This is a genomic window from Mycobacterium sp. (assembly GCF_032159775.1).
In the GTDB taxonomy this organism is placed as follows: Bacteria; Actinomycetota; Actinomycetes; order Mycobacteriales; family Mycobacteriaceae; genus Mycobacterium.
Window position 1 is genome coordinate 1 of sequence record NZ_JAVHWK010000210.1, and the last position, 10466, is coordinate 10466.

Consider the following 10466-nt stretch of genomic DNA (forward strand, 5'->3'; position numbering starts at 1 on the left):
GTCAACGCACCGCTGGCCGTGTGGGCCAGCAAGCGGGTGGCGATGGGCGTCGACGAGGGCGTTATCGCCGGCGACGAGCCCGGCTGGGGCAGGACCATGCGCGAGATCGGGACGTTGATCCGCTCGGAGGACGCCAGGGAAGGACCGCTGGCGTTCGCCGAGAAGCGCCAACCTGTCTGGAAGGCGAAGTAGGCGCGTCGAACGGAGTTATCCGGCGGGCGCCTCGGCACCGGGGACCACCTCGGCGTTCGGCAGCGCCGACGTCGTGGTCGTCGTGGTGGTCGTTGTCGACGACGAGCCGCTCACGGTCGGGGTCAGCGGCTCGGGCGGATTCGCGGGATCCAGCACCGTGTCGATGATGTAGATGCGCGCGTTCTCGGCCTGAATGCCACCGCAGATCACCTTGGCGGTGCCGTTGACCTTGATGTCGCCGTTCTTGCCCTCGGTCTTGATGTCGGCGCCCTCCTGAGTGGGGCGCTGCCCGTGCACGTCTTCGGGGCCCAGCAGGCCGAGGAACACATGGTAATAGTCCAGCTTGGTCAGCGCGGCCGGATCGGTCTTGAGGGCCTCGAGCTGGCTGGGCTCGAGCGCGGCGAATGCGTCGTTGGTCGGCGCGAACACCACATACGGGCCGTTGTCCAGCACCGAGGTGATGTTGACGGCCGGGTTCAACCCGCCGGACACCGCCGAGTTGAAGGTGCTGATGTCAGGGATGCTGGCCAGCGCCTTGCCGACCGGCTCGTCGTTCAGCGCCTTCCAGTTGGGCACTGCGGCCTTGAACGGATCGCAGTTGCCCTGCGGGTCGGGGATCTCCACAGCGGGCTGCGGCGTTTCCGGGTCGGCGTACGCGTTGATTGCAAGCGGTATCGATGCCGCGATCGCGACGATCGCCGCCGCCGCGCCCGTTGCCTTGCTGGTGCGAGTCTTCACTATCGGCTCCTCAGCTCGTCAGTCGTTACGCATGTTAGGTGCACTGAGCAGTCATTGCCAAAGTCAGGATCACCAAAAAGTCATGTCGCGGGGGTGCTGACCTGCGCTTTGCGAACATTCCCACACAGCGCCGCGGCGATGATACAAAGGCCTGCGGCGAGGTAGAACGCAAGGTCGTAATCGCCCTGCAAATCGCGAAGTTTGCCGGCTCCGGCGGCGGCGACCGCGGCGCCGAGTTGGTGCGACGCGAAGACCCAACCGAACACCACTGGCGTACTCGCGCCGAAGTAATTGCGGCACAGCACGATCGTCGGCGGGACGGTGGCCACCCAGTCCAGGCCGTAGAAGATGACGAACACCCAGGTGCTGGGTTCGGCATGCGGGGAGAGCAGCGACGGCAGCAACAGCAGAGACACGCCGCGGCCGGTGTAGTAGACGACCAGCAGCAGTCGCGGGTCGACGCGGTCGGTGAGCCAGCCGGAGAACACCGTGCCGGCGACGTCGAGGATGCCGATGGTGGCCAGCAGACCCGCCGCCACGGTCGTCGGCATGCCGTGGTCGTTGGCCGCGGGAATGAAGTGCGTCCCGATCAGGCCGTTGGTCGTCATGCCGCAGATCGCGAAGCTGGCGGCCAAAAGCCAGAACGCGGGCACCTTCGCGCCGAGCAGCAGCCCGTCGAACGCGGTGCGGAAACTCGAGGCGGGCACCGCGGCGGGCTCGGCCGCTTCGGTGGCGCCGTAGGCGGTCAAGCCCTTGTCCTGCGGGTAGTTGCGCATGAACACCAGGACCACAGGGACAACGGCGAGGGCCGCCGCGGCGACGATGAGGGACGCCCAGCGCCACCCGTGGTGCTCGGTGACCTGCGCGACCACCGGCAGGAAGATCAGCTGACCCGTCGCGCTCGCCGCGGTGAGCACGCCGGTGACAAGACCGCGTCGCGCTTCGAACCACCGGGTGGCCACCGTCGCGACGAAGCCCATCGAGATCGAGCCGGTGCCGACACCCACCAGAACGCCCCACAACAGCACCAGCTGCCAACTGGTGGTCATGAAGACGCTGAGTGCCGATCCGGTTGCGATGAGCGTCAACGCGACCGAGAGAACGGGCCGCACGCCGAACCGATCCATCAAGGCGGCCGCGAACGGTGCCGTCAGGCCGAACAGCGTCATGTTGACCGACATCGCCAGCCCCACCACGCCATGTGACCAGCCGAACTCGTGGTGTAGCGGCGTCATCATCACCCCGGGGACCGAGCGGAACCCCGCGGCGCCGAGGATCGCGACGAAGCTCACGGCGGCCACCACCCAGGCCCAGTGGATCCGGCTGAGGTGCGTGCGTTTGTCAGCGGCGGCGAGCGTCACCAGAACACTGTGTCCGACGGGCCGCCCCACGGATAGTGGCAAGAATGACAACAGTCATTAAAAACATGCCAAACTGGACCCATGCACCGTGTTGCCGTCCTGCTCCTGCCACCCGTGGTCGGCTTCGACGCCACGATCGCGCCGACCTTGTTCTCGAGTGCCACCGATGCCGACGGCAATGCGCTCTACGAGGTGGCCACCTGCGGGCTGACCGATGGCCCGGTCGCTGCGACGTCGGGATTCGACATCGTGCCCGGCGCGGGGGTCGACGCGCTTGCCGTTGCCGACACCGTCGTCATCCCCGGAACGCGGTACCCGTCCGCCCGCATCGACGGCCTGCTCTCGGCAGAGGTTTCCGCCGCGTTGGCACTGATCCGGCCCGGCACCCGGCTGGTGTCGATCTGCACCGGCGCGTTCGTTCTCGCCGCGGCCGGTCTGCTCGACGGCCGGCCCGCGACCACCCACTGGAAGTTCGCCGACGCGATGCGGCGCATGCATCCCGAGGTGCTTGTCGACGAGAACGTCTTGTTTGTCGATGACGGAGACATCCTGACGTCCGCCGGACTCGCCGCCGGGATCGACTTGTGCCTGCACATCATTCGACGTGACCACGGCGCACAGGTGGCCAACGCCGTCGCCAGGTACTGCGTGGTGCCGCCGTGGCGGGAAGGTGGTCAGGCGCAGTTCATCGAACGCCACGTGCCAATGCAGGACCACCATTCGACCGCGACGACGCGCGAGTGGGCGCTGGAACATCTCGATGGCGAATTGACGGTGCAGCGGCTGGCCCGGCACGCGAAGATGAGCGCCCGCACCTTCAACCGGCGGTTCCAAGAGGAGACCGGAGAGTCGCCGGGTGCCTGGATCAGGAGCAGGCGCGTCGACCGCGCCCGCGAGCTACTCGAGTCCCGCGATCTGCCGATCGACGAAATCGCCAGGCTTTCTGGCCTTGGCACCGGCGGCAATCTGCGACATCACCTGCGCCGCGGCATGGGCATGTCCCCGTCGAGCTATCGCAAGGTGTACCAAGGGGTGTAACTCGTGCCGTGGGTCGGCGCCGGGGTTGATGTCGCCGCCGGCGCGGCTCCAAGTGCCTACGATGGCGCGCATGGCTGAGCCGCTGATCGTGTCCATTCGCGGACGTGCGCCCGAAATGCACGCCGAGAGCTGGGTCGCGCCGAATGCGAGCCTGATCGGCCAGGTCAGCCTCGCCGCCAGGGCCAGCGTCTGGTACGGCGCGACGCTGCGTGCCGAGGCGGAACCCATCGAGATCGGGTTCGGCACCAACATCCAGGACGGCGTGACCATCCATGTCGACCCGGAGTTCCCCGTCAAGATCGGCGCAGGTGTCAGCGTCGGCCACAACGCCGTGCTGCACGGCTGCGAGGTCGAAGACGACGTCCTCATCGGCATGGGCGCCGTCATCCTCAACGGCGCATGCATCGGCAAGGGCTCCTTGATCGCCGCCTCCGCGCTGGTGCTCGGTGGCGCCGTGGTGCCGCCGCGATCGCTCGTCACCGGTGTGCCTGGCGCTGTTCGGCGCGAACTCAGCGACGCCGAGATCGCCAACAACCGCTACAACGCCGAGGCTTACCAGCGGTTGATCGATCTGCACCGCACTGCGACCGGCTGACCGTTCCGGTTCCCTTCGGCCGTGCGCGGGTAAGAACGTACGGTGAAAGCAATGCGAATACTGGTCACCGGGGCCACCGGCTACGTCGGCTCCCGGCTCGTCACCGAATTACTGTCCCAGGGCCACGATGTCGTCGCCACGTCTCGCAACGTCGATCGGCTGGCCGATTTCGGCTGGAGCGGTGACGTGACGGCCGTCGCAATGGACGCACACGATCCGGTGTCGGCCCGGGCGGCGTTCGCCGAAGCGAAGCCGGTCGACGTCGTCTACTACCTGGTGCACGGCATCGGTCAGCCCGACTTTCGTGACGCCGACAACGCGGCCGCGACCAATGTCGCCGAGGCCGCCAAGGAGGTCGGCGTTGGCCGCGTCGTCTACCTCGGCGGTTTCGTGCCGGAGGAAGGCGATCTGTCCGAGCACTTGACCAGCCGGGCCGAGGTCGCGGAAGCGTTGACCATTGACGGTGGACCCGAGGTGGTCTGGCTGGGCGCCGCGATGATCATCGGCGCGGGTTCCACCTCATTCGAGATGCTGCGCTACGTCGGCGACCGCTTCGTGGTGATTCCCTCGACGGAGTGGATGAACAACCCGATGGACCCGATCTCCATCGCCGACGTTCTCTACTACCTGACGATCGCCGCCGACGCAGACCGGGTGCCCGCGGGTGCCTACGACATCTCCGGTCCGGAAACCACCACCTACCGCGACCTGTTGGCCGCATATGGCCGCGCGACGGGACAGCGGCGGGTTAGTGTGCCGATCCGTGGAGTGGATACCGGCTTGGCATCGATGCTGACCGCCGCCGTGCTGCCGGTGCCCGGTGGACTTGCCGCCGATTTGGTTGAGTCACTTGATCATCCGATGCGCGCCTCTGATGGCCTGCGCGAGCTGGTGGACGACCCGCCGGGTGGTCTCCTTGGCATCGACGATGCGATCAAACGGTCGTTGCCGAATGGCCGCGCGTTTCCTGTCAACGAACTTGCCGACCCTCATCATCTCGCTGACACCGACCCGGTGTGGGCCGGCGGGGACACCCTGCGCATCCGCCGGCTGGCGAGATCGGTCACGCCGCCGATCGCCCGACCGCTCCTCGGGCTCATCAACGAACTCCCCGGACCCGTCGCCGCAGCGTTGCGGACGGGCCTGGACACCCTGATCAACCTCACACCGAAGGCACACTTGGGATGACAGAACCGACTACGACCGAGTCCCCCGCGACGCATCCTCCGTTTCTCCAGGAGGTGAGGGACAACTTCACCAGAGTCGCTGTCCCCGTTCACGAGCCGCCCGCAGTCGTGCGGCGACGTCGCATCGCGGTTGCGATCATCGTGGTGATCGGCGCGACGCTGCTCGGCTATTCACTGGGCCGCGATCCCGGCGACAGCTCGTTCTACGGACTCACGCTGGCGCTGGCGGGAGTATGGGCGTTCGGTGCGCTGCTTGCGCGTCCGATACATCTCGGACACGTGCGTTTCTTCGGCCGCAACCAACGCCCGGTCATCAGCGGCACGGTCATCGGTCTGGCGCTCGGCGGCGTGTTCATCCTGGGCGGGCTGATCGCCCGTGAGGTTCCCGCGCTGCGGGACTACACCGCCGCGGTACTCGAGTTCGCGACACAGGGCAGCCTGCCGCTGATCGTGTTCATCACCGTCATCAACGGACTGGCAGAGGAGATCTTCTTCCGTGGCGCGCTGTACTCGGCGCTCGAAAAGCACCATCCGGCACTCATTTCCACGATCGTATACACCCTGGCCATCGGTGTCTCGACGCTCAACCCGATGCTCACCTTCGCCGCGATTATTCTCGGAGCGGTATGCGCCTTCGAGCGCCGAGCCACCGGCGGAGTGCTCGCACCGATCCTCACCCACATGGTGTGGGGCCTGATCATGGTGGTCGTACTGCCGCCGGTGTTCGGCGTCTAACGCAACGGGTACGCCAGTTCGTCGCTTCGCATCCGAGCGGCGAACATCGCGACGGCGGCGAACGCCACCGGTGCGAGACCAGCCACCAGGAAGATCGTCTCCATCGAGACGACCTTCGAAAGCGGGCCGACGATCGCGAACGACACCGGCATGAATGCCAGCGAGACGAAGAAGTCCAGGCTCGACACCCGACCGAGCATCTCCGTCGGCACCCGCCGCTGCAGCAGCGTGCCCCAGATGACCATGCCCGCACCGTCGGTGACGCCGATGACGAACGTTGCCAGGGCCATCAGCGGGAACGACGATGTGAAGCCGACGATCACCAGCGGCACGGAGCCGATGCTCCACATCGCCATCATCACCGACAGGTAGCGACGAGGCAGGCGTCTGGATGACACCCCGAGCGCGCCGAGCGCGCTGCCCATCCCGAAGAACGCCAGGATGAAGCCGTACGTCTTGGCGCCGTCGTGGAACCGGTCCTTGGCGATGAACGGAAGCAGCACCTCGATCGGCCCCAACACCACCAGCACGAACATGCTCGCAAACAGCAGCGTCCACAGCAGCCACGCCGTACGCAGCATGAAGCTGAAGCCGTCGTGCAGATCACGCAGCACGTGCGGTCGCTCGCGATCAGGCTCTGCGACAAGCGTTTTCGGCGTCAGCCGGGTGGCAATCAGCAACACGAGACCAATCGTGAACAACACCGCGACGGTGGTGGCGCCCAACGCAGGGAACGACAGGCCGACCACGATACCGGCGACCGCAGGGCCGACAGCGCGCTGAAAAACCGGGCGCACAACGCCTTCGACGCCGTTGGCCGCCAGAAGTTGGTCGGCGGGCAGAATTCTCGGCAGGATCGCGCTGTACGCGGGAAAGAAGAACGCAGCCGCGGCGCCCATCGCCGCTGAGGCCACCGCGAGATGCCAGACCTGCAGCGAACCGGCCAGGCCCAGGACCGCGATGGCCGACGACGCGATCACGTTGACGGACTCGGTGCCAATGATGATCGTGCGCTGTTTGATCCGGTCCGCCGTGATCCCGCCCACCAGAACGAAGGCGACGAACGCCGCGCCCCAGCACGTCGTCACGATCGACAATGACACGGGGTTGTTGTCGAGCTCGATCACCTGAAGGGCCAACACCACCGCGAACATGCCGTCGGCGAAGATCGACAGCGACACAGCGGTGATCAGCAGGCGGTACTCGCGTGACCGGAACGGTGCGAGCACCCGCCATCGGCCGGCGTCGGCTACCGGCTTCTCGATGTCGATTTGCGTGCTCATGACGTCGATCGTGGCGGACCGACCGTGGCCGCGTCCACCGAATTTCGCGCTGGCCTTGTCGTTTACGAGTCGGTGAAGCTGGCCGCGCGTCGTTCCTGGAAGGCTTTGATGCCCTCGCGGTAGTCGGTGCCCCGCAGCAGCGCAGCCTGTCCGGTGTGTTCGCGCTCGAGTGCGCCTTCGAGTTCGGTCAGCGTCGTCGCGTTGATGGCGTCCTTGGTCTTCGCCAACGCAATCACCGGTCCGCGCACCAGCGTCGCGATCACCTTGTCCACTTGCGCGGCGAGCTCGTCGGCCGGGTAAACAGCGGTCACCAGGCCCGCCTGGAATGCCTCGTCGGCGTGGATCTTGTCCGCGAGCAGTGCCATCCGCATCGCCCGGATCCGGCCGACGGCCGCAGCGACGAGTGCCGAAGCGCCGCCGTCGGGCATCAGGCCGATTTTGGTGAAGGCGAGCATGAAATAGCCCTTGTCCGAGGCGATTACGATGTCGCAAGCCAACGCGAGCGATGCGCCGACTCCTGCGGCGGGCCCCTGTACCACCGAGACCACAGGGCGCGGACACGCGACGATCGAGCGGACCGCGCGATTCGCCGCGTCCAGCACCGTCAACCCGCCGGCCTTCTTCGACTGGTCGTCCGCGCTGATCCCCGCGCCCGAACTGAACCCACGGCCCGCACCGGCCAGTCGGACGACCTTGACCTGTGGGTCGACGGCCGCCTTGTCCAGCGCGTCCGCGACGCCGTTGAGCATCGTCGCGGTCAACGAGTTGAGGCTGTCCGGCCGGTTCAGCGTCAGCGACAGCACGCCGTCGCCGAGACTCACCCCCAGGCCGTCGACGCTCACATACGATCCGGTGCCGGCGTCGATGGAAGTCATGGTTGAACCTTAGATTCGGGCGCGGACGAGAGGAGCACGAGGTCCTATCGAGCCGACGAATGGTCCACTTGGTTATACAAGTAAGCTATGTCGCGGTCAACTACGGGAGGCGGGTTCTCAATGGCGGGACCACTGCAGGGATTGCGAATCGTCGAACTGGCCGGCATCGGCCCCGGGCCGCACGCGGCGATGATCCTCGCCGACCTCGGCGCCGACGTCGTACGCGTCGAGCGCCCGGGCGGCACCGGGGGAGTGCCGAAGGGCAGCCACGAAGCGTTGAACCGCAACCGGCGTGCGGTCGCGGCCAACCTGAAATCCGACGAGGGTCGCGACCAGGTGCTGGCGATGATCGCCAAGGCCGACGTTCTGATCGAGGGCTACCGGCCAGGTGTCACTGAGCGGCTGGGCCTAGGCCCCGACGACTGCGCCAAGGTCAACGAACGGCTGGTGTACGCACGGATGACCGGTTGGGGACAAACCGGTCCGCGCAGCCAGCAGGCCGGTCACGACATCAACTACATCTCGCTCAACGGCCTGCTGCACTCCATCGGTCACAAGGACGGTCGTCCGGTGCCGCCGCTCAACCTGACCGGCGACTTCGGCGGCGGCTCGATGTTCCTGATCGTCGGCATCCTCGCTGCATTGTGGGAGCGGCAGACATCAGGCAAGGGTCAGGTGGTGGACGCGGCGATGGTCGACGGCTCCAACATCCTGATGGCGATGATGTGGGGGATGCGGGCGGGCGGACTCTGGTCTGACGAACGCGGCACCAACATGCTCGACAGCGGGGCGCCGTACTACGACACCTACGAGTGCGCCGACGGTCGCTACATGTCGATCGGTTCGATCGAACCGCAGTTCTACGCGGAGTTGCTCAAGGGTCTCGGCCTCGATGGCGAGGATCTGCCTGCCCAGCAGGACGTCAGCCGATGGCCGGAACTGCGCGCCCGCTTCGCCGAGGTGTTCGCCTCGGCCGACCGCGATCACTGGGCCAAGGTGTTCGCCGACGGCGACGCGTGCGCCACGCCCGTCCTCTCCTTCGCCGAGGTGCTGAACGAACCGCACAACACCGAACGCGACACGTTCTATCACGACGGCGACGTGCTGCTGCCGTCACCCGCGCCGAGGTTCTCCCGCAGTGCGCCGCCCACCCCGAAGCCGCTCGGCGAGCCGGGCACGGACATCGAATCCGTTCTACGCGACTGGAAATAGGTACGAACTTCTTCGCCGAGCTGGGCCCACACGTAAGTAGGGGAGCGCAAAAGTGCCGCGACACGCCGCACTAACGGGACATTTGCGTCTGCTCGCCCGAGCAACAGCGACCCGCTCGCTTCAAATGAAAGGAACGCATTAAGTGGAGATCAAAGACGCCGTAGCCGTCGTCACCGGAGGTGCCTCCGGCCTCGGCCTCGCGACCACCAAGCGCCTGCTGGACAGGGGCGCATCGGTGGTCGTCATCGACCTCAGGGGTGGCGACGCAGTGGCCGAACTCGGCGGCCGCGCCCAGTTCGTCGAGACCAACGTGACCGATCCCGACGCGGTCACCGCGGCGCTGGACGCCGCCGAGAAGATGGGTCCGCTGCGCATCAACGTCAATTGCGCGGGCATCGGCAATGCGATCAAGACGCTGGGCAAGGACGGCCCGTTCCCCCTCGACGGGTTCAAGAAGGTCATCGAGGTCAACCTGATCGGCACCTTCAACGTGCTGCGGCTTGCCGCTGAGCGCATCGCCAAGACCGAACCGATCAACGGCGAGCGTGGCGTCATCGTCAACACCGCGTCCGTCGCGGCATTCGAGGGCCAGGTCGGCCAGGCCGCGTACTCGGCATCCAAGGGCGGCGTCGTCGGCATGACCCTGCCGATCGCCCGCGACCTGTCCCGCGATCTGATCCGCGTCGTCACCATCGCGCCTGGTCTGTTCAAGACCCCGCTACTTGGCTCGCTCCCGGAGGAGGCGCAGGCCTCACTCGGTAAGCAGGTGCCCCACCCCGCCCGTCTGGGTGACCCCGACGAGTACGGCGCGCTTGCCGTGCACATCGTGGAGAACCCGATGCTCAACGGCGAGGTAATCCGGCTGGACGGTGCGATCAGGATGGCGCCGCGATGACGATCAGGACGAAGTTCACCGAGACATTCGGGGTCGAGCACCCCGTGGTGCAGGGTGGTATGCAGTGGGTCGGCCGCGCCGAACTCGTTGCAGCGGTGGCGAACTCCGGTGCGCTGGGTTTCATCACCGCGCTGACGCAGCCGACGCCCGCCGATCTGGCCCGCGAGATCGCCAACTGTCGCGATCTGACCGACAAGCCGTTCGGCGTGAACCTGACGATCCTGCCGACCATCAACCCGCCGCCGTATGACGAGTACCGGCAGGTGATCGTCGACGCGGGCATCAAGATCGTCGAAACCGCGGGCTCGAACCCAGCGCCGCACCTGCCGATGTTCCATGACAACGGCATCAAGGT

The 10466-nt window shown here is 66.6% G+C and carries 11 protein-coding genes and 1 pseudogene; 8 read left to right on the top strand and 4 right to left on the bottom strand.

Annotated features, from left to right (window positions below; genetic code table 11):
- Positions 1 to 192: pseudogene (locus tag QOJ24_RS26640) on the top strand (enoyl-CoA hydratase); the annotation flags it as partial.
- Positions 193 to 207: 15 nt separating this feature from the next.
- On the opposite strand, the gene QOJ24_RS26645 reads toward QOJ24_RS26640, so the two are convergent.
- Both QOJ24_RS26645 and QOJ24_RS26650 read right to left on the bottom strand, forming a co-directional pair.
- Positions 208 to 930 (bottom strand): fasciclin domain-containing protein, encoded by a 723-nt coding sequence (locus tag QOJ24_RS26645; protein WP_526266581.1) that lies wholly within the window; start codon positions 928 to 930, stop codon positions 208 to 210.
- A gap of 80 nt (positions 931 to 1010) precedes the next feature.
- Positions 1011 to 2291 (bottom strand): MFS transporter, encoded by a 1281-nt coding sequence (locus QOJ24_RS26650; protein WP_526266583.1) that lies wholly within the window; start codon positions 2289 to 2291, stop codon positions 1011 to 1013.
- Between the two features lie 81 nt (positions 2292 to 2372).
- Here QOJ24_RS26650 and QOJ24_RS26655 point away from each other — a divergent pair, with 81 nt between their 5' ends.
- The 4 genes from QOJ24_RS26655 to QOJ24_RS26670 all read left to right on the top strand — a co-directional run bounded on the left by QOJ24_RS26655 (position 2373) and on the right by QOJ24_RS26670 (position 5846).
- Positions 2373 to 3329, top strand: coding sequence for a GlxA family transcriptional regulator (locus tag QOJ24_RS26655; protein ID WP_526266585.1), 957 nt, complete (start codon positions 2373 to 2375; stop codon positions 3327 to 3329).
- 61 nt (positions 3330 to 3390) lie between these two features.
- Positions 3391 to 3924: a gamma carbonic anhydrase family protein gene (locus QOJ24_RS26660; RefSeq protein WP_526266586.1), complete on the top strand. Its 534-nt coding sequence runs from the start codon at positions 3391 to 3393 to the stop codon at positions 3922 to 3924.
- 51 nt (positions 3925 to 3975) lie between these two features.
- Positions 3976 to 5112: an NAD(P)H-binding protein gene (locus QOJ24_RS26665; protein WP_526266588.1), complete on the top strand. Its 1137-nt coding sequence runs from the start codon at positions 3976 to 3978 to the stop codon at positions 5110 to 5112.
- Complete coding sequence (locus QOJ24_RS26670) at positions 5109 to 5846, top strand: CPBP family intramembrane glutamic endopeptidase (protein ID WP_526266590.1); 738 nt, start codon at positions 5109 to 5111, stop codon at positions 5844 to 5846. The genes QOJ24_RS26665 and QOJ24_RS26670 overlap by 4 nt, the downstream gene beginning before the upstream one ends.
- Here QOJ24_RS26670 and tet(V) read toward each other — a convergent pair.
- Positions 5843 to 7129: a tetracycline efflux MFS transporter Tet(V) gene (gene tet(V) / locus QOJ24_RS26675; RefSeq protein ID WP_526266592.1), complete on the bottom strand. Its 1287-nt coding sequence runs from the start codon at positions 7127 to 7129 to the stop codon at positions 5843 to 5845. The two genes, QOJ24_RS26670 and tet(V), sit on opposite strands and share 4 nt — an antisense overlap.
- Positions 7130 to 7191: 62 nt before the next feature.
- A complete protein-coding gene (locus QOJ24_RS26680; RefSeq protein WP_526266593.1) occupies positions 7192 to 8004 on the bottom strand; it encodes an enoyl-CoA hydratase/isomerase family protein in 813 nt (270 codons plus the stop codon).
- Between the two features lie 120 nt (positions 8005 to 8124).
- On the opposite strand from QOJ24_RS26680, the gene QOJ24_RS26685 reads away from it, so the two are divergent.
- From QOJ24_RS26685 to QOJ24_RS26695, 3 genes are all read left to right on the top strand, one after another.
- Positions 8125 to 9216 carry a CaiB/BaiF CoA transferase family protein gene (locus QOJ24_RS26685; protein WP_526266595.1) on the top strand — a complete coding sequence of 364 codons (1092 nt, stop codon included), beginning with the start codon at positions 8125 to 8127 and terminating at the stop codon, positions 9214 to 9216.
- 142 nt (positions 9217 to 9358) lie between these two features.
- The gene (locus QOJ24_RS26690; RefSeq protein WP_526266597.1) at positions 9359 to 10111 is read left to right on the top strand and encodes a 3-hydroxyacyl-CoA dehydrogenase; all 753 of its coding nucleotides are present in this window, start codon (positions 9359 to 9361) and stop codon (positions 10109 to 10111) included.
- The coding region (locus QOJ24_RS26695; protein WP_526266598.1) for an NAD(P)H-dependent flavin oxidoreductase at positions 10108 to 10466 on the top strand (359 nt) is incomplete at its 3' end. The genes QOJ24_RS26690 and QOJ24_RS26695, both read left to right, overlap by 4 nt.

Excerpts from the sequence above, each read along its gene's own strand:
- QOJ24_RS26670 (WP_526266590.1), top strand. The coding sequence starts at position 5,109 with ATGACAGAACCGACTACGACCGAGTCCCCCGCGACGCATCCTCCGTTT.
- QOJ24_RS26655 (WP_526266585.1), top strand. The coding sequence starts at position 2,373 with ATGCACCGTGTTGCCGTCCTGCTCCTGCCACCCGTGGTCGGCTTCGAC.
- QOJ24_RS26660 (WP_526266586.1), top strand. The coding sequence starts at position 3,391 with ATGGCGCGCATGGCTGAGCCGCTGATCGTGTCCATTCGCGGACGTGCG.
- QOJ24_RS26680 (WP_526266593.1), bottom strand. The coding sequence starts at position 8,004 with ATGACTTCCATCGACGCCGGCACCGGATCGTATGTGAGCGTCGACGGC.
- QOJ24_RS26665 (WP_526266588.1), top strand. The coding sequence starts at position 3,976 with ATGCGAATACTGGTCACCGGGGCCACCGGCTACGTCGGCTCCCGGCTC.
- QOJ24_RS26685 (WP_526266595.1), top strand. The coding sequence starts at position 8,125 with ATGGCGGGACCACTGCAGGGATTGCGAATCGTCGAACTGGCCGGCATC.